At 54.8% G+C, this 22,085-nt stretch carries 26 protein-coding genes; 10 read left to right on the top strand and 16 right to left on the bottom strand.

Annotated elements, in window-relative coordinates:
* Nucleotides 1-115 precede the first annotated feature (115 nt).
* The 3 genes from WEB54_RS07305 to dinB form a co-directional block, all read right to left on the bottom strand.
* Nucleotides 116-325 carry a DUF2061 domain-containing protein gene (locus WEB54_RS07305; RefSeq protein ID WP_368054602.1) on the bottom strand — a complete coding sequence of 70 codons (210 nt, stop codon included), beginning with the start codon at nucleotides 323-325 and terminating at the stop codon, nucleotides 116-118.
* 151 nt (nucleotides 326-476) lie between these two features.
* Nucleotides 477-1,643 (bottom strand): DUF418 domain-containing protein, encoded by a 1,167-nt coding sequence (locus WEB54_RS07300; protein WP_368054592.1) that lies wholly within the window; start codon nucleotides 1,641-1,643, stop codon nucleotides 477-479.
* A 99-nt stretch (nucleotides 1,644-1,742) separates the two neighbouring features.
* Nucleotides 1,743-2,795, bottom strand: a complete 1,053-nt coding sequence (gene dinB / locus WEB54_RS07295) for a DNA polymerase IV (protein WP_368054591.1) — start codon at nucleotides 2,793-2,795, stop codon at nucleotides 1,743-1,745.
* Nucleotides 2,796-2,974: 179 nt separating this feature from the next.
* Here dinB and WEB54_RS07290 point away from each other — a divergent pair, with 179 nt between their 5' ends.
* On the top strand, nucleotides 2,975-3,847 hold the full coding sequence (locus tag WEB54_RS07290; RefSeq protein ID WP_368054589.1) for a patatin-like phospholipase family protein: 873 nt from the start codon (nucleotides 2,975-2,977) through the stop codon (nucleotides 3,845-3,847).
* A 15-nt stretch (nucleotides 3,848-3,862) separates the two neighbouring features.
* Here WEB54_RS07290 and WEB54_RS07285 read toward each other — a convergent pair whose 3' ends face one another.
* The 10 genes from WEB54_RS07285 to WEB54_RS07240 all read right to left on the bottom strand — a co-directional run bounded on the left by WEB54_RS07285 (nucleotide 3,863) and on the right by WEB54_RS07240 (nucleotide 11,988).
* A complete protein-coding gene (locus WEB54_RS07285) occupies nucleotides 3,863-4,042 on the bottom strand; it encodes a PLDc N-terminal domain-containing protein (protein WP_368054587.1) in 180 nt (59 codons plus the stop codon).
* 257 nt (nucleotides 4,043-4,299) lie between these two features.
* The gene (locus tag WEB54_RS07280; RefSeq protein WP_368054585.1) at nucleotides 4,300-5,952 is read right to left on the bottom strand and encodes a complex I subunit 5 family protein; all 1,653 of its coding nucleotides are present in this window, start codon (nucleotides 5,950-5,952) and stop codon (nucleotides 4,300-4,302) included.
* A complete protein-coding gene (locus tag WEB54_RS07275) occupies nucleotides 5,949-7,463 on the bottom strand; it encodes a proton-conducting transporter membrane subunit (RefSeq protein ID WP_368054583.1) in 1,515 nt (504 codons plus the stop codon). The genes WEB54_RS07280 and WEB54_RS07275 overlap by 4 nt, the downstream gene beginning before the upstream one ends.
* On the bottom strand, nucleotides 7,460-8,887 hold the full coding sequence (locus WEB54_RS07270; RefSeq protein WP_368054581.1) for a complex I subunit 5 family protein: 1,428 nt from the start codon (nucleotides 8,885-8,887) through the stop codon (nucleotides 7,460-7,462). The genes WEB54_RS07275 and WEB54_RS07270 overlap by 4 nt, the downstream gene beginning before the upstream one ends.
* Complete coding sequence (locus WEB54_RS07265) at nucleotides 8,884-9,174, bottom strand: NADH-quinone oxidoreductase subunit K (RefSeq protein WP_368054579.1); 291 nt, start codon at nucleotides 9,172-9,174, stop codon at nucleotides 8,884-8,886. Before WEB54_RS07265 ends, WEB54_RS07270 begins: the two co-directional genes overlap by 4 nt.
* Nucleotides 9,171-10,079, bottom strand: coding sequence for a hydrogenase subunit MbhD domain-containing protein (locus WEB54_RS07260; RefSeq protein WP_368054577.1), 909 nt, complete (start codon nucleotides 10,077-10,079; stop codon nucleotides 9,171-9,173). Before WEB54_RS07260 ends, WEB54_RS07265 begins: the two co-directional genes overlap by 4 nt.
* Entirely contained in the window at nucleotides 10,069-10,401 is a 333-nt protein-coding gene (gene mnhG / locus WEB54_RS07255; protein ID WP_368054575.1) for a monovalent cation/H(+) antiporter subunit G, read from the bottom strand. Before mnhG ends, WEB54_RS07260 begins: the two co-directional genes overlap by 11 nt.
* Nucleotides 10,394-10,678 (bottom strand): monovalent cation/H+ antiporter complex subunit F, encoded by a 285-nt coding sequence (locus tag WEB54_RS07250; protein ID WP_368054573.1) that lies wholly within the window; start codon nucleotides 10,676-10,678, stop codon nucleotides 10,394-10,396. Before WEB54_RS07250 ends, mnhG begins: the two co-directional genes overlap by 8 nt.
* Nucleotides 10,675-11,175 carry a Na+/H+ antiporter subunit E gene (locus tag WEB54_RS07245; protein ID WP_368054571.1) on the bottom strand — a complete coding sequence of 167 codons (501 nt, stop codon included), beginning with the start codon at nucleotides 11,173-11,175 and terminating at the stop codon, nucleotides 10,675-10,677. Before WEB54_RS07245 ends, WEB54_RS07250 begins: the two co-directional genes overlap by 4 nt.
* Nucleotides 11,176-11,409: 234 nt before the next feature.
* The gene (locus WEB54_RS07240; RefSeq protein WP_368054569.1) at nucleotides 11,410-11,988 is read right to left on the bottom strand and encodes a YqhA family protein; all 579 of its coding nucleotides are present in this window, start codon (nucleotides 11,986-11,988) and stop codon (nucleotides 11,410-11,412) included.
* Between the two features lie 420 nt (nucleotides 11,989-12,408).
* Here WEB54_RS07240 and WEB54_RS07235 point away from each other — a divergent pair, with 420 nt between their 5' ends.
* On the top strand, nucleotides 12,409-13,149 hold the full coding sequence (locus tag WEB54_RS07235) for an NYN domain-containing protein (protein WP_368054567.1): 741 nt from the start codon (nucleotides 12,409-12,411) through the stop codon (nucleotides 13,147-13,149).
* Nucleotides 13,150-13,588: 439 nt separating this feature from the next.
* Here WEB54_RS07235 and WEB54_RS07230 read toward each other — a convergent pair whose 3' ends face one another.
* Entirely contained in the window at nucleotides 13,589-14,014 is a 426-nt protein-coding gene (locus tag WEB54_RS07230; protein ID WP_368054565.1) for a hypothetical protein, read from the bottom strand.
* Nucleotides 14,015-14,298: 284 nt separating this feature from the next.
* Here WEB54_RS07230 and WEB54_RS07225 point away from each other — a divergent pair, with 284 nt between their 5' ends.
* On the top strand, nucleotides 14,299-14,466 hold the full coding sequence (locus WEB54_RS07225; RefSeq protein WP_368054563.1) for a hypothetical protein: 168 nt from the start codon (nucleotides 14,299-14,301) through the stop codon (nucleotides 14,464-14,466).
* Nucleotides 14,467-14,551: 85 nt separating this feature from the next.
* Here the strand turns inward: WEB54_RS07225 and WEB54_RS07220 are convergent, their stop codons facing one another.
* Nucleotides 14,552-14,854 (bottom strand): type II toxin-antitoxin system RelE/ParE family toxin, encoded by a 303-nt coding sequence (locus WEB54_RS07220; RefSeq protein ID WP_368054561.1) that lies wholly within the window; start codon nucleotides 14,852-14,854, stop codon nucleotides 14,552-14,554.
* Entirely contained in the window at nucleotides 14,848-15,036 is a 189-nt protein-coding gene (locus WEB54_RS07215) for a hypothetical protein (RefSeq protein ID WP_368054559.1), read from the bottom strand. The genes WEB54_RS07220 and WEB54_RS07215 overlap by 7 nt, the downstream gene beginning before the upstream one ends.
* Before the next feature lie 192 nt (nucleotides 15,037-15,228).
* Between WEB54_RS07215 and WEB54_RS07210 the strand changes: the two genes are divergently transcribed.
* The 7 genes from WEB54_RS07210 (at nucleotide 15,229) to WEB54_RS07180 (ending at nucleotide 21,974) form a co-directional block, all read left to right on the top strand.
* Complete coding sequence (locus tag WEB54_RS07210) at nucleotides 15,229-16,440, top strand: DEAD/DEAH box helicase family protein (RefSeq protein ID WP_368054557.1); 1,212 nt, start codon at nucleotides 15,229-15,231, stop codon at nucleotides 16,438-16,440.
* Nucleotides 16,434-18,266, top strand: coding sequence for a DUF3427 domain-containing protein (locus WEB54_RS07205; protein ID WP_368054600.1), 1,833 nt, complete (start codon nucleotides 16,434-16,436; stop codon nucleotides 18,264-18,266). The genes WEB54_RS07210 and WEB54_RS07205 overlap by 7 nt, the downstream gene beginning before the upstream one ends.
* Before the next feature lie 288 nt (nucleotides 18,267-18,554).
* Nucleotides 18,555-19,211: a DUF4433 domain-containing protein gene (locus tag WEB54_RS07200; RefSeq protein WP_368054555.1), complete on the top strand. Its 657-nt coding sequence runs from the start codon at nucleotides 18,555-18,557 to the stop codon at nucleotides 19,209-19,211.
* Between the two features lie 23 nt (nucleotides 19,212-19,234).
* Nucleotides 19,235-20,284 carry a macro domain-containing protein gene (locus WEB54_RS07195; RefSeq protein ID WP_368054553.1) on the top strand — a complete coding sequence of 350 codons (1,050 nt, stop codon included), beginning with the start codon at nucleotides 19,235-19,237 and terminating at the stop codon, nucleotides 20,282-20,284.
* A gap of 35 nt (nucleotides 20,285-20,319) precedes the next feature.
* Entirely contained in the window at nucleotides 20,320-20,592 is a 273-nt protein-coding gene (locus tag WEB54_RS07190) for a DUF3427 domain-containing protein (RefSeq protein ID WP_368054598.1), read from the top strand.
* Between the two features lie 327 nt (nucleotides 20,593-20,919).
* Nucleotides 20,920-21,111, top strand: a complete 192-nt coding sequence (locus tag WEB54_RS07185) for a hypothetical protein (protein ID WP_368054551.1) — start codon at nucleotides 20,920-20,922, stop codon at nucleotides 21,109-21,111.
* A gap of 5 nt (nucleotides 21,112-21,116) precedes the next feature.
* Nucleotides 21,117-21,974 (top strand): hypothetical protein, encoded by an 858-nt coding sequence (locus WEB54_RS07180; protein WP_368054549.1) that lies wholly within the window; start codon nucleotides 21,117-21,119, stop codon nucleotides 21,972-21,974.
* The last annotated feature ends 111 nt before the right edge of the window (nucleotides 21,975-22,085 follow it).

Genomic DNA, 22,085 nt, shown 5'->3' with positions numbered 1-22,085 from the left:
CATTAATCACACCATAGTCTTAAATGATCTGTATGGCCCAGCGGCCTTATTTTGGCTGGCCATTTAGAGGCAAAAATTGAGTGAACATGTAAAACTTATCGACACGAATACTGGCTCAGGCACGGAGTGGCGCAAGTGTATTTCCGCTGTCTCTCTGTTCTTTTATGCGGCTCCACACTTTCTCGTGAAAATAGAACGCCACTGTGTTGATCGCAGGTTCCACCATGGCGACCAGGCTACCGATCAGGATGTCGCCGGTCAGTGCCCAGGTCACCAGAAAAGCGACGCTGAAATGCATTACAGCAAAGGTGACGGTTTTGACCAGATCGCGATTTCTGGTGAGTGCTCGGGTTTTTTGCAGTGCTAAGTACATGGTGGCGCTTATCCTTGGGTATTAACAATGTTGTAAATGATAAGCGCTTCTGTTTAGGAATAAAGACTATCAAAACAATCTAGTTGATAGACTTGCTATATCGTCATGCATTCATTCCCCGGAAAGCGAGCCAGCGCCACAGGCGCTCCAACGGCCCCTGGCCGATGCGGCTGATCCAGAAATGGGCAAAACCGATTTGCAGCACGGTGGCCCCAACGACAATCATCAGCGTTTCCAATCGGTTCAGGCTGCCCCACAGGTCTGGCACAATTTGGGAAAAGAACAGCATGGTCAGGGTCGATTGGCAAAGGTACAGTGTAAACGCCATCTTGCCGGTGTTTCTGAGTGCGGTGACCAGCCAGTGGCTCGACTGGGCCAGCGACACCAGAAGTGACGCATAACCAATCGCCATGGGTGGTCCAGCCGCCATCATCAGGCTGATGGTGGCTTGCGCAGCGCTGGACTCCAGCCCCCAGTAATAACGCAAACCCAGTATTCCGGCACCCCATATAAACCCGAGAGCCCACAATAGCAGCGCCCAGCGCCAGGCATTTGAGTTGTTAAAAAATCCGACACGGTACAGGGCGACCCCGATCAGCATCAGGCCAGTGCTGAACCAGAAAGTGATGAATGGCATCACCATCAGCATAAAGGCGTTTTCGGTCATGTTGTGAAGGGTGCGGGCGCCAAGGTCGCTATTGGTGTTTCGCATCTCCGCGATGACTTCCTGGCTGAATGGCAAGTCTGGCACCTGCATCAGGTTTTCGCCGGTCGCCAGAGAGCCAAAGAGGGTGTAGCCAAGAAACAGCTGGCCGATCAGCAAGAACCCAATACCGGTGGTGACCAGGCGTCGCACGGAATCATTAAGGTGTCGAATCACGAACAAACCGGACAGCGCATAGAGCGCCAGCACATCGCCAAACCAGATAAAAAAACCATGCAGCAGACCAATCACCAGCAACCAGCCAAGCCGGCGTTTAATCCAGGGTTTGGGCTCTGTACCACGCTGTGCCATCCGCTCCCATTGCACCGCCAGACCAACGCCAAACAACAGACTGAACAAACTCATAAAGCGTGATTCAACAAACAGGGATTGAAACAGATACACCCAGTCATCGACAGCGCCGCTGTCTTCGCGCCAACGCGGTACGGAGTAGGCGATGTCCGGTGCCGTCATCGAGTAGATGTTCATGATGTAGATGCCGAGAATGGCAACGCCCCGTATCAGGTCGAGGCTGCCGATCCGGTCTTGCGTGCTGGTTGTGTGCATGGCAGGTAGGCGGCCCGGAAATGAGGTTCTACCGCAGTCTGCCAGAAAAAACCGGGGGCGGTTACCGCTGTGTCACGGAAACGGGTTTCTCAGCCACGCTTACCAAAGCGGCAATTGCGATGGTCCATCCTGCTGAGGCACCAGGCTCAGGCGGTAACCCACGCCCAGCAAACGCACCGGCAAGCTTCGCCGGTACCAGGCTTCTTCCAGCAAGGCGTTGAAAACGGAGGCATTGGGCGCTGTGTGGCTGTGTTCGGCGGTGGTCTGCTGGAAGTCGTTGAATTTAACTTTCACTACGGCTCCTTCGATGCGGTAACCGTTCAGGCGGGAAAATCGACTCTCCAGATCCTCTATCAGTTCCGGTAACCGGGCCTGGCACTGTTCAAGGTCGGGCAGGTCCTGGACGAAAGTGGTTTCGGTACTGACCGATTTACGCTGGCGGGTGACTTTAACACTGCGCTCATCCCGGCCATGTGCCAGATCCCACAGGCGTTGCCCGAAACTGCCATTGCGTTCGAGTAGGCTGCGCAGAGACTGCTGACGCACATCACCGCAGGTGTAGAGCCCCTGGGCGTGCAACCGTTCGGCGGTGCGCTGGCCAACGCCGTGGAGTTTAGTGACCGACAGGTCGAGCACAAAGGCGTCGATCTCATCCGGCAGAATGACTTTCAAACCGTCCGGTTTGTTCCAGTCGCTGGCAATTTTGGCGAGAAATTTATTGGGCGCTACGCCAATAGACACCGTTAATCCGACTTCCCGTTTTACCGCCTCCCGAATCGCCTCCGCCATGCGCGTGGCACTGCCCTGGCAGGCCAGGCTATCGCTTACATCCATATAGGCTTCGTCCAGAGAGAGCGGCTCGATCAGGTTGGTATAGCGGCGGTAGATATCGAAGATCTGGCTGGAGACTTCCTTGTAAACGTCCATGCGGCCGTGCACCAGCGTCAGGTGCGGGCACTTTTTTAACGCCATGGCGGTCGACATCGCAGACCGGACACCGTAGGCGCGGGCTTCGTAGTTGCAGGTCGCAATCACGCCACGACGATCTACCGCGCCGCCCACGGCCAGGGGGATGCCGCGCAACTCGGGGTTGTCGCGCATTTCAACGGCCGCGTAGAAGCAATCGGCATCGCTGTGGAGTATTTTGCGCATGGGCAGACGTCGGGGTGATACAGCTGATCAAAAAGTATGGTCAATAACTGTATGGATGTCCAGTTTCTGGCGGGGTTTACCCCATAGTCATCAGGCGGCGGTAGGTGTAGGCTTTTTGCTTTGATCCCCTTAAGTCCAACAGACTCCCTGGGCCATAAATTCAATAAGAGAGACACAGAGTGAAGAAAACTTCCATAGCGCTGGGCAGTGGTGGCGCTCGCGGGCTGGCTCACATTGGTGTTTTGCGGGCGCTTAAAGACGATGGGGACTATCAGATCAGTTCCATTGCCGGTTCCTCGATTGGCGCTCTGGTTGGGGGGCTCTACGCGGCTAATAAAATGGACGACTACGCCGATTGGGTCAGCAATCTTTCCCTGGGAGATATCTGGAAATTGCTGGATTTCTCCTATTCCCGGGTTGGCCTGTTCAAAGGCGATCGAATCATGGATCGACTGGCTGAGCTGGTGGGTGATACCCAAATCGAAGAACTCAATCTACCTTTCAGCGCGGTCGCGACCGATATTCAAAAAAGAGAGGAGGTCTGGATTACCCGGGGCTCCATGTTCGACGCCATTCGAGCCTCCATTGCCATTCCCGGTTTTTTCACGCCGGAGCACCGTAAGGGCCGGCTGCTGGTCGACGGTGGATTGTTGAGTCCACTGCCGATGACGCCAATGTTGTATCATGATGCCGAGTTTAACGTCGTGGTTTCACTGAACGGAAATACGTCTCAGACAGCAGCAGACCTGCCAGACAAAATACCCGCCGCCGAACACCCGAACAAGCTGATACAGTGGTTTCAGCAGACCCGGCAATCACTGGGGTTGACTGGTGAAACGCAGAGTAACAACGACTCGGTTGTTGATATTTTCGCCCAATCTGTTGAAGCCATGCAGGACCGCATCGCCCGCTACCAGTTAGCCGCTTTCGAGCCCGATTTGCTGATAGAAGTACCCGTCGATGCATGCGGCATTCTGGATTTCCACCGGGGTGCCGAAATGATCGAGCTGGGCTATGAGCTGACCATGAAAGCCCTGAAAAACAAGCGTTGACACGGTACTCTCGAACTATCGCTTGGGGCCCAGCAACAGCCACAGAATAAAGCCGAGGAAGGGTATCAGCAGCATGATAAGGATCCACAGGACCTTGCTGCCAGTCCCGGCGCTGCTCTGAGCCGTCTTCAAAATGCCGTAAATAACACAGATCAGTAAAATCAGGCCAAAAAAACCGCCAACTTCTATCGACATATTTCCTCCAGTCATGGGTAACGTTTATATCAGTATTATAGGAACAAATAATGCAATCAGCGTCTACCGGAGGCTTTGTTATTCGTGAACTCTGTGCTTAAGGAGGTGCTGTTAATGATCAGAGCGGATGATCAGGTCCCCAACCCTGCCAAGCCGGGTCGCCAGTGCACCCTTGTCGCGTACACCGAGCTTTTCATAAATGCGCGTTAGGTGGGTGACTGGGTCTGGTTGCAGCCAGATGCGCCCGGGTCAACGACTCAGACCAGCCACCCGATCAGCAACAGCAGCAACGCGGCCAGCAAGGCGCTGGCCAGCGTCACGCTGTCGGTTTGTTTCTGCCAGCGGGTACCGAGCGGTGGTAAGGCCCGGGCTGGCTCCGCTGGCGGGCTGGTTGCGGGTTTGGCTGGCTGTAGCCCCTTTTTGAGGCGCAGCGATATCCACCGCGAGAGGCCCAGACCAGGGTCGGGCAGGGTTTTGCCGGCCATTAACCGGCTGACGATGCCGTAAAGGATAAACGCCAGTAGGATGGGCGACATCTGATCCCAGAGCGCATCGGCAGCCAGCGCCTTCGACCGGTTGTCGATGAACACTGGCCACAGCCAGGGCAGCAGTAGTGGGGTAAGTGACAATAGGCCCCAGCTGCACCAATAGGCGCGGGGCATGCGGTTATGGTTCGCTATCGCCTCGTTTGCTTGCCGCATCAGTACCATGATGCGGATCACCAGCAAGGTGGTGGTCAGCGAGCCGAGGCTGAGCAGGGTGATCAGCATCGTCAGGTCACTGTCGTAGACCCCGGTTTTCAGGGCGGTTTTTGCGATGGCGCCACCGGTCAGTGGCAAGCCTGCCAATGCCAGCGCTGGTAGGGTCATCAGAACCCAGGCAGAGCGCGGCAATTTAACCGTCATCGCCAGGCCCGCGCCCATAAACAAGGCACCCTTGGCCAGGCCGTGATGCACGCCAAACAGCGCCAGTGCCGCGGGCCAGGGACTGACGTCATGCACGGTCCCAAGGGCCAGCCCGAGAATTACCAGCAAATAGCCAATCTGGCTGATTGATGAATAGGCCAGCGCCGTTTTGACCCGGGTTTGCAACAGGCCCAGCGCGACTCCGTAAAAGGCACTGACCAGTCCCAGGGCTATCAGCCAGGGTGACCAGTTCGCCAGGTTGGCATCGGCTTCCGGCAAAAAGCGCCACAGGCCCAGGATGCCAGCTTTGATCATCGCGCCGGAGAGCACCGCACTGGCCGCCGGCGGCGCAGCCGGGTGCGCCAGTGGCAGCCAGATGTGCAGCGGGAAAAAACCCGCTTTAATCCCAAAGCCAACCAGTAACAGGCTGGCCGTGAGCGGGGAGATTGGGCTCTGTTGCCAGTCGGACAGCAGCAAAGAGCCTTCGGCTTCCTGAATGCGCAGCATCAGGGCCGCGTAGATCAGCATTTCACCCAGAATTGCCAGTTGCACATAGAGTCGGCCGGCTTGTATCGGTCCAGGACCGCCCTTGTGAATGATCAGACCATAGGCACTGATGCTCATCAGTGTGAAGCCGACATAGAAGCTGATGCCATCGAGCGCGATCAGCAGCAACAGATTGCCGGTCAGGGTCAGTAGCCAGAATGCCTGAAAACGGGGCGCGTGAGGGTCATCCTTGTGGTTTTGCCAGGCGTAAAGTCCGGCGCCCAGCCAGAGCAGGGCGGTAAAGCCGAGCCAGTTTCTGGCAAGATCGTCTTCCACCCCCCAGCGGGCGCCGGGCCAGAGAAAATCCACCCTCAGCACCTCAAGCGGAAACCAGGCCAGACCTAAGGCGGGAAGGGGTGCCAGCCAGATCAGCGGTCGCCAGCGCTTGCCCGCGTCCAGCAGCAACAGTGCCGATAACAGTGGCAGCACTATGATGCCCAACCAGAAAAAGCCGGTCATAACCCGAACTCCGGGTTAACAATGAAGTGAGTCCAGGCGAGCGGACTGATGGGAGTGCCCGCCAGTACGCCCACCAGAATTGACGCCAGGGCCGTAAAAAGCGTCGGTGCCAGCAGCATCCAGTGGGTTTCACGCCAGCCAGGGATGCCGCCGCCCAGCCCGGTATCCTCCGGCCATCGCTCGGGCGCCAGGCCAAACCAGCCACGGTAGATCAGCGGCAGAAAATACAGGGCATTGAGAATGCCCGACCCGACTAGAATCAGCAGCACCCAGGGCTGCCCCATCTCAAGCGCGCCCATGCCCAGATACCATTTGGTGACAAAGCCCGCGATGGGCGGCAGACCCATCATGCCCAGGGCCCCCACGGTGAAGGCCGCCATGGTCAGGGGCATGCGGCGACCAATACCGTTCATGTCCTGAATGCGATGGACATGCAGCGTCTCGGCAAAGATACCGGCGCAAAAGAACAGGGTGACTTTCATTAGCCCCTGATGCACCAGGTGCACCAGACCGCCGATGGCGGCAATGGGCCCGAGCAAGGCAACGCCGAGGGTGATGTAAGACACCTGACTCACCGTTGAATAGGCCAGACGCTTTTTTATTTCGTTCTGACGCAACGCCATCACCGACCCGAAAATAATGGTAAAGGCAGCCAGCCACAGCAACGGAGACATCAGGTTCAAGGTGTGCGCCAGACTGATGCCATAGACATCGTGGACCACCCGAATGATGCCAAAGGCACCCGCCTTGACCACAGCAACGGCATGCAACAGCGCGCTGACCGGTGCCGGTGCCACCATGGCCCGGGGTAACCAGCCGTGCAACGGAAACAGCGCCGCTTTTACGCCCAGGCCAGCGATCAGCAGCGCAAAGGCCAGGGTCAGGGTCAGCCTGTGGTCATCCTGAAACGCCTGCAGGTAACCATTGGTCATGAATTCAGGGCTGCCGGCAAGGCTGTGCAACACGACAATGCCGAGCAATAAAAGCGTACCGCCAGTGAGGGTATAGGCCAGATAAATCTTGCCTGCTTTCAGCGCTTCCCGGGTACCTCTGTGTACCAGCAGCGGAAAGGTCGTCAGGGTGAGTAGTTCGTAGAACAACAGAAAGGTGATCAGATTGCCCGCCAGCGCCAGCCCTACCGTTGTGCTGACGCACAGACTGAAATACCCGAAGAAGCGGGAGTGCTGCGCCGAGCCTTTCAGATAGCCAATGGCATACAGAGTGGTAGCCAGCCACAGCACGGAAGACAGGGTGACAAACTGCAGTGACAGCGCATCGGCCCGAAGAATCAGGTCGGCATTGGGGATGAACGGCAGTTGCAGCTTGAAGCTGAAGCCCCGGCTCACACCCAGCAGCATCAGTGCGACCAGCACCAGCTGTACGCTGACCCCCGCCAGGTTTAGAAAAGTACGCAGTGCTCTCTGGTCTTCACGCAGCGTGAAGATGATCAGGCCCGGAATCAGCGAGCTGAGCACAACCAACAAGGGCATCGCCTGCTGCAGAAAATTCATACCACGGCCCCGCGACTCAGCCACAGCAGTAATGGATGGCTGAGCAGTGCCAGCCCCCAGACCAGCAAGGCGGGCAGCAGGCTCAGCCACTGAGCGGGGAGGTTTTGGGTGAGACTGCCGGGTGTGATGTCTGGCTGGTCGAACGACAGTGAAACCACCCGGAAAACATAGGCCGCGCTGGCCAGGGTACCGGCCAGAATAGTAAAGGCCCAGGGCCAGTGAGCCGGGCTGGTAAACATCGGTTGCAGCAGAATCCATTTGGCCAGGAAACCACCACTGGGCGGCAGCCCGATCAGGCTGCCGCCGGCGATGGCAAAGGCAAACATGGCCACCGGCATGGTCAGGGTGGCGCCCTTCACCACCGTCAACTCCTTGCGCCCATAGGTGCCCTGCATCTCACCGGCGGCCAGAAAGGCGGACACCTTGGCCAGGGCGTGGGCGATGATAAAGAGCCACAGTGCCGTGGCCAGTTCCAGGGCCTGCCAGCGCAACGACAGGCCAAGCGCAATCAGCACATAGCCGAGTTGGGCCACGGTTGAATAGGCGACCAGTGTTTTCAGATAAGGGGTGGTCATGGCTGACCAGGCACCCGCCAGCAGCGCCACCCCACCGAACAGCGCAAGTACCAGCCCGAGTTGCTCGGCAAAGGGCGCCGGTGCCAGATGCCATAGAATCATCCATAAAATAAACACCGGCCCTTTCACCACCAGTGACGACAGCAGCGCACTGACCGCCGTTGGCGCGTTCGCGTGGGCATCCGGCAGCCACAGATACAGTGGCCAGAGCGCTGCTTTCATCATCAGCCCCAGGGTCATCAGCAGGAGTGAAAGGCGGGTAATGGGCGTGTCGGTCAACTGTTGCGCCAGTTGGTTAATATCGAGTACACCCTCCTGGCCATAGAGCAGGGCAATGCCGAGCAGATAGAACAGTGAGGCCATCAGCGACAGCATCAGGTAGTGCAGCGCAGCAGCATAGGCCTTGGGTCCGCTGAGCGTTACCATCGCCACGGCCGCCAGGCTCAGCAGCTCCAGGGTCACAAACCAGTTAAACAGATCACGCGACAGCCATAAGGCCAGCAGCACCGCATGCATCAGAGCCGACAGGGGCCAGTAATCGCTGCGAGACGAGGTGCCGTGGTCACTGACCCGGTTATAAAGACCCACCAGCAAATGCAGGGTACCGGTCAGAATCATCAGCAAGGCGCTCAGGTGACCGAGCTCCAGGCGAATGGCCAATGGCTGTTCCCAGCCACCGAGGTTCAGGGAAACCGGTTGTTCTCCGTTTATGCTTGCCAGGGCCAGCACCGCGGCGATCAGGCTGATCAGCGTTGCACCGAGTACAATCCGGTCTGCCCCGTGGCGAATCATCAAGGCCAGCAAGGCAGCCAGCAAGGGGCTGGCCAAACTGAGCAACGCCCAGCTCAAGACGGGCTCTCCGCTTCATCATGAGACTGTTGCCGTGCACTGCCGAGACGCAAGGCAAAGGCGGTGGCGCAGACCGCCACGACCAGGCCGGTTACCACCAGCGCCTGCATCACCGGGTCGACCCCCTCCCCCCGACTGGCGAGGCTGACCATGACCAGGAAGACGCCACTGCCGCTGACATTGATGGCGATTAACCGGTGAATGGTGTGACGGTGGGTCATCACCGCATGCAACCCCAACAACCAGAGCAGAAGGCCCAGGCCCACAAACAGCTGAACGTCCGTCATTGGTTCAGCTCCCGGTGGTCGCTGCCCGCCAGCATCGCCAGTGACAGGGCAATGGACGCCGTTGCCGCCACTTCGATCAGCAAAATAAGCGCCTTGTTCCAGCCCGGCGGGTAAGTTAACCAGCCCGCCCCGAACACGTCCGTTGCCATCGCGACCAGCAGAAACGTGAAGCTGCCGAGCAGCACCAGCAACCTGATACCCCAGTGCGACCAGGGCGTGGTTGGGGCCAGGCCCACCAGTTTCAGCATCAGCAGGCCAGAGCCGATAAGTGCTCCGGCCTGAAAGGCACCACCGGGTGCATCGGCACCGCGCCACAGCAAATACACACCGAGCAGCAAACTCAGCGGGGCTAACAGCTTGCTCCAGGCCAGCAGCAGAGGCCAGGCGACGGGAAGCCTGTCGTTCGGCAGCTTGAGTTGCCGTACACCCAGCAGCGCCAACACCACCACCAGTAATTCCAACAAGGTATCCCAGGCCCGGAAATTCAATAGAACGGCGGTGATCGGATGCTCAACTCCGCTGTCATTAACGGAGTTCAACGCGAGCTGCCCGACCTGAGCCATACCGGCTGGCATAGACCAGACCGTCGTCAGCACCAGTAAAAACGTCACCCCGGTCAGAACAGCCATTAACAATTGAAAGCTGGGTCGCATGGGGCGGAGTGGTTCGGCGGCTTGATGTTTGAGGGCCGACAACAGCAATACACCGGTCAGGCCTGCGCCGATGGCTGCTTCGGCCAGTGCCAGATCCGGTGCACTCAGCCGTGCCCACACCAGTGCCAGGCTCAAACCCAGGGCAATAAAAAACACCACGGCACGATACAGCGACCGGCTGTACAGGGCACCGCAAGCGAGGCTGACGATTAACATGGCCAGCAGTGCATCAAAAAAACCGTCAGCGGTCATCCCGGCGCTCCCTGTCGGTGTCATCCTGTTCATAACGGGCCAGCAACTGGCAAGCGGTCGCGCCCGAGGCCATAACCAGCACCCAGACTCCAATCATCAGCAGGCTTGTGCGCGCACTGCCCGAGATCAGACACAACCCCAGCACGATAAAACCCAGCCCCAGGGTGTCGGCCTTGGTGATGGCATGGAGCCGGGTGTAGATATCCGGAAAGCGCAGTACGCCGAGTGTGCCGGAGATAAAAAAGAACGCCCCAATCAGCAAAAAGCCATAGGCGACGGCATGCGCGACCGGCCCGCTGATTAAGCCCCACACCTCAGTCATGGCGCGGGGCTCGCAGCAGTTGTACCAAAGCAGCGTTGATGACGGCGGCCAGCAGCGCGATGATCAGCGCGGCATCAATGAGTGCTGGCTGCTGTCCGTAGTGGGCCATCAGCAGGAGTATTCCGGTGCCGACGGTGCTCATCATCTGTACCGAGAGTAACCGGTCTGCCCGGGTGGGCCCCCGCACCACCCGCACCAGACTGGCCAGTAAGGCCAGCAACAGGACGGTCAGTACGATCACCATTATTAACCCCATCACCGTAATAAACCCGCTCATAGGGCGCGCCCCAGAAGCAGATAAACCAGACGTGATTCCAACGCCACAATCGTCGAACGCCAGTCCTGGTGGATGTCCAGAGCATGAATAACCAGACGGTTTTCGTCGACCCTGAGTGCCAGGGTGCCCGGCAGTATGCCGATGATGGCCGACAATAAAACCCGCACCCGCTCGTCCTCGGTGCGCAGTGAATACTCCACCCAGCCCGGTGATATGGGTAAGGAAGGTAACCAGGCCCGACGTGCAACGTCCCAGCCGCCCTGAATAGCCGCACGCAGTAGAAACCCCATAAACCCAGGCAACTGCCGCCAGCCAGGCAGTCGTACAGAGGCACCCAGCCACACCGCTACAGCAGCCGACCCGGCGACCGCGACAACCCCGAAACCCCAGCCATCGCCACCGGTGAGCAACAACCAACAGGGAGCGAACACCAGGCACCACCCCAGCCATCTGGCCGGTGTCGTGTGTGAGAAAAATCGAGAGGATTCGGGTTTCATGCAGACCTGCTGTGGGTTGGGTAGAGTCAGTTACTGACACCTCACAGACAGGGGACGATGTCTTGTATAGCAATGGAAAGAGTATTGCCATCAATTACCAGTGTAAACCCGCTATGCCTATTTGCCTCTTTTAAAATAAAACGCTCATCGACTCACTGCTCAGGCGCTGCCAGTGGCGGGGCAGCACCGGCACGGCTACCCGGGCCCGATTGAATAGCCAATAGCCTTCGGCCATTATTTGTCCCCATGAGTCTGGTCGAACTTATGCGCGAGACTCATTAGGAACAAGGCCGCAGCCAGTGCCAGAACTGAGAGTGCCAGCAAAATGGCATCCATCGGCGTTTGAAAGTGAATGTCGACCACCGCCCGGAAGAACTCGATGATGACCGCGAGTATCACCACCCGGGCGATCTTATCTTTGAGCTGGTCCAGCGAACGCACATTGAACGGATGGGAAGCATCCTTGGTACTGGCTGGTTCGATTCTGGAAACGAACAGTTTGTAGATACCCAGGCCAAAGATCATGAGCACAATGGCGATCAGGTAGATATCGACGGCAACGATGATGTTGGTAACCACCGTATCGTGAATATCGACATCGCTGGCGCCGGTATAGTAGTGCCAGGCGTCCACCATCACCGAAAGAATGTCGAGACTGGCGATGATAAACAGCACCAGGGCACCCAGCAGACTCGACGCCACAGCAAACAACACCAGGAAACGGCTGTTCCAGAGCGTATATTCGACGGCTCTCTCCAGTGAGCTGCGGTCGCCATCCTGATTGGGGCTTGGGTTCGGTGTCTGGTCAGTCATATGCTGGCGCCTTTTGAGTTAACAGGGTGTTGAGGGTAATTCCAAGTTCGAACAATGTAACTAATACTCCCTGAGCCTCATAGTCTGGAATGAGGCTCAGGTGTTGTCCAACCATGACATGATGTGATCCACATCAGCCTGAATTCCCTTTCGGAATGAAGCTATTGTTTACCGTAGACTGGTTGGTATCAGAGCAGGGCTGCCAGGCCAGTGTGGAAGGTGTTAAAGGCGAGGTGGCAGCGTGGCCTGCCGGTGCCAAATGGGCGCAACGAAAGCCAAAGCGCTTCGATGAAAGAAGTATCTCACTTGCTCTTGAGCGACTCTCGGGCCAGATAGCGAAACAGCGTAACACTCGCTGCTGCATCACCAGCATTTTGCTATGCTTGAACCACTACGAACTTGTCAGGGAAGATACGCTCAATGGCGTTAAACCAAAATATCGCACTGCTGATAGACTGCGACAACGTCAGCCACCGGGCCATAGAAGGCGTGCTGGAAGAACTCGCCAAGTACGGGAAAGTAAACGTTCGCCATGCCCATGGCGACTGGAACAACCCGAACATGAAAGGCTGGATCGAGAAGGTTCACCCAAACGCCATCCGCCCGATTCAACAATTTGCCCTCACCAAAGGCAAAAACGCGACCGATGCGTCCATGATTATCGATGCGATGGACTTATTGTATGGTGACAATGTGAATGCCTTTGCACTCATGACCAGCGACAGCGATTTCACACCCCTGGTCATGCGCCTGCTCGAAAGTGGGTTCACGGTATATGGCTTCGGCGAGAAAAAGACGCCCCAGCCCTTTGTGGATGCCTGTTCCCAGTTTATTTATACGGAGAATCTGGAGGCGGTAGAGGAGCAAGAGCCTGCGGCAAACACCGTTGCCAAGGCCGAAGCGCATCCATCACCGAAGAAGCAAAGCAGAAACGAGCTGAGGATGAACACGGCCCTTGTAAAGCTGTTGAGAACCGCCGTTGAGCAGACTTCGGATGAAGAGGGCTGGGCGCATTTGGGTGCCGTTGGCGCCTATATCTCCAACAATAGCTCGTTTTCACCCATCAACTATGGGTACAAGAAGCTGAGTGACCTGGTGAAGGTTTCAGATTTGTTTGAGATTCAGTCTCAAAATAAGGCTATGCAAATTCGAGCGCTTTAGTGAAAAGGATTGATCGAGTAAACCTATAAGGAATGGTAAATGATATATTTAGCCCGATTTTTAACCTTGCTTTTATTACTACTGCTATCTAGCAAGTTTAGTGACTCTTTTCCCGGGTACTGGGACGTGGCTATTTACCTAACGGTATTCGTAATTACTGACTTTGCCATTACAAAAGCATTCAGTAAGAATGTAGAAAAGACTCAGTCAGGAGTCACGGTAGAAAAGCCTCAAGAACAAAGAGACTAACGACACTCGATTGTGTGCTTCGTTGAGCAGAAGAGTATCAGGATCGGCTTCTCGGCAGCCGACCTGTTTTTTGGTCCCGTGTGTGGTATCGAGTGGATAAAATCATTGAACTAGAAGTCGCGAATTTGCCTTGACGCGGAATTTTTAGACCGTGTTCTATCGAGTCAAGGTTGAAATTGCCGAAGTGCCACTATTCGACCTTATCGAGCATCACTGCCTTTCCATTGAATTGGCGGCCGAATCCATCATACAGATACATGTAACCATAAATTCTTGTCGTATTAGACGACTTCCAGCCAGACAACGTAAACCGGCGAATCAAACCCCTTGGTCGGGTCATATAGACATCGATGATTATCAAATCATCATGGAATGTAACGTCGTCCGAAGCAAACGAGAGCCCGCTAACGCGATTCCCGTTCACCAGGTTGTAAAAACTACCACTGAAATCGTCGTTTACGATCAATCCGTTGGAAAAATCACCAATCAACATATTCCATTGCCCAATAAAGTCAGTTTGGGTTAGTGACTCTGAGCCACTGCAACAGGCGGATGCGGTTGCCGACAGTAAAATCCAGGTGAGTACCAAGCTTATAGCGATTTTTCTAATTTTCATTTGAGATGGCTGTCCAAATAGGGCTCGAGCTGCGCGAGCGGTTTCTCAACGAAGTGGGTGAGTGGGGCACAATCTTGGTGCCGGTTGAGGTTTCGGGCTGACCGCAAGCCCAGACCGTACCAACAAAACCGACATCCTCAGCCTGCCCGACAACAGCTACGTCTTCGACAGCAAAGTTTCATAGTTGGGAGGCCCATCAGTCGCATTGACTGATATGTTGGTCAAGAATACAGTCGCGAGTTCTTGACCCAGTTGATCACTATACACCCAAGAGGCCTCGAACAATGTTCCGCCGTCAACCCAAAGTGGCGTCAACCGCATTTTCAGATTTCATCCGGTATGCGTCGTCTAAAGAGAAGAAGCGGATCTATGCCAAGGTCCTGGAAGGTGCATCAGAGCGCCAGCGCAAGCAGATTGAGCAAGCACAGATTACCCGGATCAATGCACCCTGAGTCTTAGTGCAAAGGCGATCTAAAGCTGTCTTCCTGAGCGGTTGTTTGAGAGGTTAAGGCAAGTTCGCGGCATTGAAGAATAGCTCTATGGCTCCCTCGGAATGTCATCCGGCTCTACATTGCGCCGTTTGTGGATCACAGCAAGAACTTCGACACTACCATCAGATTTGACTTCGTATAGAATCCGATAGGAATAAAGGCTTAATTCACGCACCGACTCTTCGTTCAGTTCCGGTACCTTGTGACCTCTACGGGGTAGTTCGTCCAGGCCAATGGTTTTCTGCACCAAAGCTTCACTTACTAACCTGGCATACAGTGGCGAATCCTGAGCAATGTAATCGTAAATATGGCGAAGCTGGATTGTGGCATGGTTAGTCCACTTCACCACGATTGAATATCCTTCATTACCTCTTCAGCCGATTGAGTATTGCCTTTGGTGGCATCTTGCTGGCCGCGACGAATGTTCTCCAGCACATAGAGCTGATAGATGATGGCTTCGGTGTCTGCGTTGTCAGGTAATCGTTGGATGGCGTCCAGCGCTTCCTGTTTGGTGGTATGAGCCTGCTGCATGATAGCGCCTCCATAGTGGGTAGCTGCAGTATTTACACCATCATGATAGCTCAGCCCCTGGCAGGTATAAACCTGGAAAGGCGCATCAGAGCGGCAGCGCAAGCTGGACGGCGGCCCAATCAACCTCACCCTCTGGCATCCCCACCCAAACCATGCGAACCTGGTTACCGCAGTAAAACCGGGAACCCCAACATGGAAGAGCTTTACCAGGGCCTCTACGACCTACTGGCAACCGATGACCTTCACCGGCAAGTGGACGAATCCCTGCTGGAAGCCACCTACGAGAAGATCAGCCAAGCGAACTTGCCGGAGCGTCTGGCCACGGCCGTAGCCGAGCGCTTGCTGGCGCGTTTGAATGGCATTAAAGCCACAAAAACAACGAAGAAAGCCGAAGCACAAGTAGCCTGGGCCAACCAACTGCTTGCCTCCCTGCAGCAACCCCCGGTACCCGGCAATATCATCAGTTCCACACCTGAGGCCCTGCGCGCAATTCACCCCAAGGGGCTCAAGCCTGACCTCCCGGCGATTGGCCTGGCTCAGCCCTGGCTGTTCACCGCAGGCAAAGATTCCCCGGCGTTATTGCACGAACTGCAGGCCGAGCTGAACAGCTGCAACCATGTCGATATTCTGGTGAGCTTCATCACCGTATCCGGTGTGCGCAAACTGCTCGACCGCCTGAAGGCCATTACCGCAACCGATGGCCAGGGCCGAAGTCAGGCCAGTGTGCGCGTGCTCACCACCACCTACACCGGCGCGACCGACCAGAAAGCCCTGAACCAGTTGGCCGAATTACCGAACTGCGAAGTGCGGGTCTCGCTGGACGGTCGGCGCACCCGGTTGCACGCCAAAGCCTGGCTGTTCGAGCGGGATACCGGTTTTGGCTCCGCCTACGTGGGCAGCGCCAACTTCTCCGGCGCGGCGCTGATGGGCGGGCTGGAATGGACGGTGAAGTTCACCCAGCATGGCCAGCCCGATTTGTTCAGCCGGGCCAAAGCGCACTTCGAGACCCTGTGGCTCGACAATGAATTCCAACCCTACGACCCGAACAACAGCGACCACCAAGCCGCCCTGCGCAGCGCCCTGAAACGGGAATCGACCCAGTATGACGCACCCATTGGCTTGCCGACCTTTTTCGACCTGATACCCAAGCCGTTCCAAACCGATATCCTCGAACAACTGGACAACGAACGCGCACACGGCCGCACCCGCAACCTGCTGGTGGCGGCAACCGGTACCGGTAAAACCGTAATGGCCGCGTTCGACTACCGGCGCATTGCCCGGGAGCAGGGCGGTCAGCCCCGGCTGTTGTTTGTCGCGCACCGGGAGGAGATTCTAAAACAAGCCCAGCATACCTATCGCCAAGTGTTGCACGACCCGAACTTCGGTGACCTGCTGACCTGCTGACCGGCCACCACGACCCCGAGCAACACAACCACCTGTTCGCCACCATCCAGAGCCTGCAAAGCCAGGCACTGCTGGCGCAACAGGGGGCCGACTACTGGCAAGTGGTGGTAATCGACGAATGCCACCACATCGAAGCCAAAGGGTTCGAGCAGTTCGTGACCACGGTAGAGCCTGCCGTTTTGCTGGGCCTGACCGCCACCCCGGAACGCCACGATGGCAAAAACATATTGCGTCACTTCCACAACCGGCCCGACGGCACACCCGCCGCCCAACTGCGACTGTGGCACGCACTCGACCTGCAACTGCTGGCCCCGTTCGAATACTATGGCTGCGACGACGGCGAAGACTACCGCGCAATTAACTGGGGCCAGCCGCAACTGGAACAGCAACAGCTCAGCAACCTGCTGACCGGCAACCAGATGCGCGCCCGCACCATCATCAACAACTGGCGCAACCTGGTGGCCGATACTAGCCAGTGCAAAGCCCTGGCGTTCTGTGTATCCGTTGAGCATGCCGAGTTCATGACCGGGCAATTCAACCAGGCCGGCATCAACGCCCGGCTGGTGACCGGTCAAACCAGCCGAGACGACCGCAACGCCGCCCCGCGCCAACTGCAAAACGGCGAGATCAACGTCATCGTCACTGTCGACCTCTACAACGAAGGCATCGACTTACCCTTCGTCGACACCCTGTTGCTATTGCGCCCCACCCAAAGCGCCACCGTCTTCCAGCAACAAATCGGCCGCGGCCTGCGGCTTTATGAAGGCAAAGAAAGCTGCCTGGTACTCGATTTTGTGGGCCTGTATCAGGATGGTTTCCGGTTCGACACCCTGTACAGCAGCATCACCGGCCTCTCACGCCGGGAGATTGCCGATTCAGTCGAGCACGGCTTCGCCAGACTGCCCAGCGGCTGCCACCTGCAACTGCACAAAACCGCCCGCGAACACATATTGCGCAGCCTGAAACAGGCCATTAACCAGAACTGGCGACGCCTGCAAACCGAGCTCGCCCGCTATGCCGCGCTGAAAGGCAGCAACCAGGTAAGCCTGAGCGCCTTCCTAACCGACCACGACCTGGAACTGGAAGACATCTACCGCTCCCACAGCACCAACACCAACAGCGGCTGGACCAACCTGCAGCGCGCCGCCGGGCTCATCACCGGCAATGGCAGCACTGAGGAAACCTACTTCAGCAAACGCTTCGCCGCCCTATTGCACCAGGACGACCCGGCCCAATGGGAACTGCTGGCCCAGGTCGCGGAAGACCCAGCCAGCTACCGCATAACCAGCGACCAGGAACTCAAAGCCCTGGCGGAAGTGCTGCAAACCCGGCACTACCACAGGTTCAAGCCCTTACCCGGCCTGGAACACACACCGCTGCGCCTGCACGCCGCCTACCAGCTACGTGAGATCCTAACCGCCGTAGGCCGCTGGACCGAAGACAGCCGACCCGAATTCCGGGAAGGCGTATTGCGCCTGCACGACCAGAAAACCGAACTGATCTTCATCACCCTCGATAAAAGCGAAGCCCGCCACGAAGGCGTGGCCTACCACGACTACGCCATCAGTCGGGACCGCTTCCACTGGCAGACCCAGAACTCGGCAGGCCCGAGAACAGAGGCGGGCAAGCGGTATCTGGAGCAGAAGACCAACGGCTGGCAGTTTCAGTTGTTTGTGAGAACAAAGAAGGGCGCACCATACCGGGCTCTTGGGCCGGCGCAGGTGTTGAGCAGCCAGGGTGGGAAGCCGATGAGTATTACGCTGGGGTTGGAATCTGCCTTGCCTGAGCGGTTGTTTGAGGGGTTTAGTGTATTACGGGCTGCTTAGGCTCCATGAGTTGTGATCGGGAGCAACATTGAGTGGCCTGGCGATTGACTTGCCGGTGCCTTTCCGTTTTTACTGAACTATCTAGTCGCCCTGCTTGAACCAATGCAACCATTGCAGGGGGAACAAGCCCAACGGTTTTCTTGTGAAATCAAAAGATTAGCGAACCCGGTATTTATGGCTATCAGGAAAACGGTCCTCTTCACCACCTTCTGCCTCAACTGCGATGAACTGCGTGGCCAGATGAATGACCCCCGGTATAAGAGTCACCCCTATGGAAGGGCTAAGTAGATGGCTTTCAACTATGCCAGCACTTTAAACCCAGCCAAGGCGCTCATTTGGAGGATTGTTCACCGGCACAACATGCCCTGGGTCATCACAAACGGGTTGCATGCCGTCAACAGTGGCCAATTGGCCGAAGATTGGGTGTCGATCGGGAATCCTGAGTTGATCGACAAACGGGCTAATCACCCGGTTCCGGTGGGGCCCGGAGGCGTTCTTAACGACTATGTGCCGTTCTATTTCACCCCTTTCTCGCCTATGTTGAACAATATTCGTACAGGCTATGGGGGTATTGTAAGGCGTGCGAATGACGACATAGTCATTTTGGTCTCTAGCCTGCACGAGCTGGCAAAGCAGAACATTCCCTTCGTGTTTACTGATTCCCATGCTTATTATGCTTGGGCCAAGTTTTATACCGAGCTTTCAGATCTTAATGTAATTGACTGGCCGCTCCTGCAAAACAGGGACTTCCGGCGCGACCTGGATGACCCGGGCAAGTTCGAACGGTATCAGGCGGAAGCTTTGGTATACGGCCAGTGCCCGGTTGGTGGGCTATTGGGTGTCTTCTGCCATTCGGACACGGTACGATCTGAACTAGAATTGATGATCAACACGAGTGGGTTGAATCTGCCGGTTTATACCCGGCCTAAATGGTATTTCCAATGATCAGATACACAACAGGAAACCTTTTGGACGCGGACGTCGAAGCGCTTGTGAACACCGTGAACACCGTTGGTGTCATGGGCAAGGGTATCGCTTTGATGTTTAAGGAGAGGTTTCCTAATAACAATAGAGAATATGAGCTTGCCTGCAAACAGGGCGAAGTCAGGACAGGTAAGGTGTTTGTCACCAGCTCGGATGAACTCATGGGACCGCGCTGGATCCTCAACTTCCCCACAAAGCAGCACTGGCGCTCGAGTTCGAAGATTGAGTGGATTGATCAGGGTCTGGAAGACCTTCACGCCTTCCTGATCGACAATCAGGTGCGTTCCGTCGCCATCCCTCCTCTGGGTGCCGGGAACGGCGGGTTGAGGTGGCTAGACGTTAAGCCCAGAATTGAAGCAGCACTGGCCGATCTTGAAAATGTTGACATCGTGATTTACGAGCCGGTCGAAAAGTACCAGAACGTGGCTAAGAAAAAAGGGGTTGAAACACTAACCGCCCCTCGTGCCCTAATAGCAGAACTGGTGCGACGGTACGCCGTATTGGGCATGGAATGCAGCCTGCTCGAAATACAAAAGCTGGCGTGGTTTCTTCAGCGCGGGCTCGACAAGAGTGGAATAAAGCACACGTTGAATCTCGATTTCCAGCCCCGGAACTACGGCCCGTACGCGCATAATCTAGATAAGTTACTCGATGCATTGGACGGCAGCTATTTACAGGCCGACAAGCGAATCTCAGATGCAAAGCCGTCTGACCTGATACGCTTTAATGACGACAAAAAGCTCAAAGTGAACACCTACCTGAAGACGGAAGCGCAACCATTCCTGCCAGCGCTGGAAGAGGTAACAGCCCTTATTGAAGGCTTCGAATCCCCGTTCGGAATGGAGCTATTGTCTACCGTAGACTGGTTAGTATTTAAGCAGGGCTGCCAGGCCAGTGTGGAAGGTGTTAAAGGCGGGGTGGCAGAGTGGCCTGCCGGTGCCAAATGGGCGCAACGCAAGCAAAAGCTCTTCGATGACAGAAGTATCTCACTTGCTCTTGAGCGACTCTCGGGTCAGATAGCGAAAACAGCTTAACCCTCGCTGTCCAATGAAACCATCAACTCCGGCAACTGGAACAGCGGGCACATAGTGCTAGCCAGCCAATCAGCCCACATTCTCCTGATAACCCTGAACAAAAGCGCCAAGATCGAAGACCACCGCAACTTGGACCACTGGTTGGACGAGCCTTCTACTGGCAAAGCCAGCGAGCCAGCACACCGACCAGCAAGCGGGGCCGGGGGTTGATTGAGCACCAGGCGCTGGGCATCGATACTCATCTGTTTGTTAGGGAGAGCAAGCTGCAAGGTGGGGAGGCAGCGCCCTTTGTGTACTATGGGCTGTGAGGTATGTGAAGCATGAGGGAAGTGCGCCGATGAGGTAACCTTTGAGTTAGTGTATGTAACTTATTGATTTTGCGTGATAATAAATTTTTCGATTGAGCGAAAAATTGTTTTTAACTGGCGGTAAAACCACAATATAGATGACTATTAATTCTGAAAAGGGGTCTAGTATACTAAAAACTGGACTAGCCTTTATAAGATACTGGCATAAAATAAAAACAAATAATTCTATTTTGTTATAGACTATCAAATAAATAAAAATAGTTGTTCTTAAATCTTTCGCATAGTGTGCTACATTATTTAGTAGAAAAATGACAAGAGGCTATTTATATGAAATGGAACATGTTTTTTAAAAAATCTAGTGTAAAGCAGGATAGCGAAGAAAAAATAGCTCCGTTAGACGAGGTTTATTTTGAAATTAGCTCTCAAGGAGTAAGGTTAAATTTAAATTCTCTCGTGTCAGATAATGATCTTACAGAGCAAGTCAGAGATTATAAAGAAACCACTATGTCTACAGGATAGTATAGATGCAAGGAGGGATTTTTGTACTAATTAGTGTTGCAATAGTCGGGTATGTTTTTTTAACAAACACAATGGCTTATAAATTTAAAGTTCCTAAATACCAAGGTCATCACTTGGTGTATAGGGCTTTGACAACAGGGTTAGTTTTTTTTGTTATTGCCTTTGTTATTTTATGGATTTTTAATTTAATTTTTAGAGACTTTCAAGTTAAGCTGCTTTTGTTGGCTACCTCGAATGGACTACCTTCATTAAATTTAACTAACATTTATTTTTTGTTGATATTGACTATCTCTTTTGTGCTTGTATTAATTGGTATACGTATTTATAACCGAGCTTCAATTTTTGAGTTTATGAAGCATGAATTCGGAAAACGTATTCCAATCAATAACAGATTGCGGAAAAAAGCTGAGCTATACTGGTACCTTAAATCAACTGAAAGCGAATTTATCTCGCACTTTATGTCGACAACGAAAATCAAAACGCTTTTGATAACACTAAAAAATAATAGGTGTTACGTAGCTGTTCCTTATGAAATAATTGGACCAAGAGGGCAGTCTGATCATAATGAATTAAGTATAATACCGTTGGTTTCTGGGTATCGAGATCCAGGTGATATGTGCCTAGAGCTAACAACAGATTATGATGAGGTAATTGATATTTTGACTTCATCTGCTAATCAATATTTACAGAAGTCGATGGAAGAAAAACAGAGGATGAAAAATACACTTGTTTCATATAGAGTGACTTTTTCCTTATCAGAATTAACGATATTATCCACATTTGATCTTTCGAAGTACAAATACTTTAAGGAATCAGAGGCTGCTCGAAGAAAGGAGATTCAAAATAATCGAGTGGCTAATTAAACCTACGATCAACATAGTTCTTGAATTTTAGTCTCAATAAAATTGCTTTGAATTTGTTCGTAAGCGCCAATAAATCAGCACCTGTTTTCCCTGTAGCGGCTCATTCACACT

Origin of the sequence: Saccharospirillum sp., assembly GCF_040881935.1 — a bacterium.
Classification (GTDB): Bacteria; Pseudomonadota; Gammaproteobacteria; order Pseudomonadales; family Natronospirillaceae; genus Saccharospirillum.
The sequence above is the reverse complement of the archived record's forward strand: the minus strand, read 5'-3'. Positions and strand labels throughout refer to the sequence as shown.

Coding starts and splice junctions, on each gene's coding strand:
- WEB54_RS07300 (WP_368054592.1), bottom strand. CDS start 1,643: ATGCACACAACCAGCACGCAAGACCGGATCGGCAGCCTCGACCTGATA.
- dinB (WP_368054591.1), bottom strand. CDS start 2,795: ATGCGCAAAATACTCCACAGCGATGCCGATTGCTTCTACGCGGCCGTT.
- WEB54_RS07285 (WP_368054587.1), bottom strand. CDS start 4,042: ATGTCGATAGAAGTTGGCGGTTTTTTTGGCCTGATTTTACTGATCTGT.
- WEB54_RS07280 (WP_368054585.1), bottom strand. CDS start 5,952: ATGACCGGCTTTTTCTGGTTGGGCATCATAGTGCTGCCACTGTTATCG.
- WEB54_RS07275 (WP_368054583.1), bottom strand. CDS start 7,463: ATGAATTTTCTGCAGCAGGCGATGCCCTTGTTGGTTGTGCTCAGCTCG.
- WEB54_RS07265 (WP_368054579.1), bottom strand. CDS start 9,174: ATGACGGACGTTCAGCTGTTTGTGGGCCTGGGCCTTCTGCTCTGGTTG.
- WEB54_RS07260 (WP_368054577.1), bottom strand. CDS start 10,079: ATGACCGCTGACGGTTTTTTTGATGCACTGCTGGCCATGTTAATCGTC.
- mnhG (WP_368054575.1), bottom strand. CDS start 10,401: ATGACTGAGGTGTGGGGCTTAATCAGCGGGCCGGTCGCGCATGCCGTC.
- WEB54_RS07250 (WP_368054573.1), bottom strand. CDS start 10,678: ATGAGCGGGTTTATTACGGTGATGGGGTTAATAATGGTGATCGTACTG.
- WEB54_RS07245 (WP_368054571.1), bottom strand. CDS start 11,175: ATGAAACCCGAATCCTCTCGATTTTTCTCACACACGACACCGGCCAGA.
- WEB54_RS07240 (WP_368054569.1), bottom strand. CDS start 11,988: ATGACTGACCAGACACCGAACCCAAGCCCCAATCAGGATGGCGACCGC.
- WEB54_RS07235 (WP_368054567.1), top strand. CDS start 12,409: ATGGCGTTAAACCAAAATATCGCACTGCTGATAGACTGCGACAACGTC.
- WEB54_RS07230 (WP_368054565.1), bottom strand. CDS start 14,014: ATGAAAATTAGAAAAATCGCTATAAGCTTGGTACTCACCTGGATTTTA.
- WEB54_RS07225 (WP_368054563.1), top strand. CDS start 14,299: ATGTTCCGCCGTCAACCCAAAGTGGCGTCAACCGCATTTTCAGATTTC.
- WEB54_RS07215 (WP_368054559.1), bottom strand. CDS start 15,036: ATGCAGCAGGCTCATACCACCAAACAGGAAGCGCTGGACGCCATCCAA.
- WEB54_RS07210 (WP_368054557.1), top strand. CDS start 15,229: ATGGAAGAGCTTTACCAGGGCCTCTACGACCTACTGGCAACCGATGAC.
- WEB54_RS07200 (WP_368054555.1), top strand. CDS start 18,555: ATGGCTTTCAACTATGCCAGCACTTTAAACCCAGCCAAGGCGCTCATT.
- WEB54_RS07185 (WP_368054551.1), top strand. CDS start 20,920: ATGAAATGGAACATGTTTTTTAAAAAATCTAGTGTAAAGCAGGATAGC.
- WEB54_RS07180 (WP_368054549.1), top strand. CDS start 21,117: ATGCAAGGAGGGATTTTTGTACTAATTAGTGTTGCAATAGTCGGGTAT.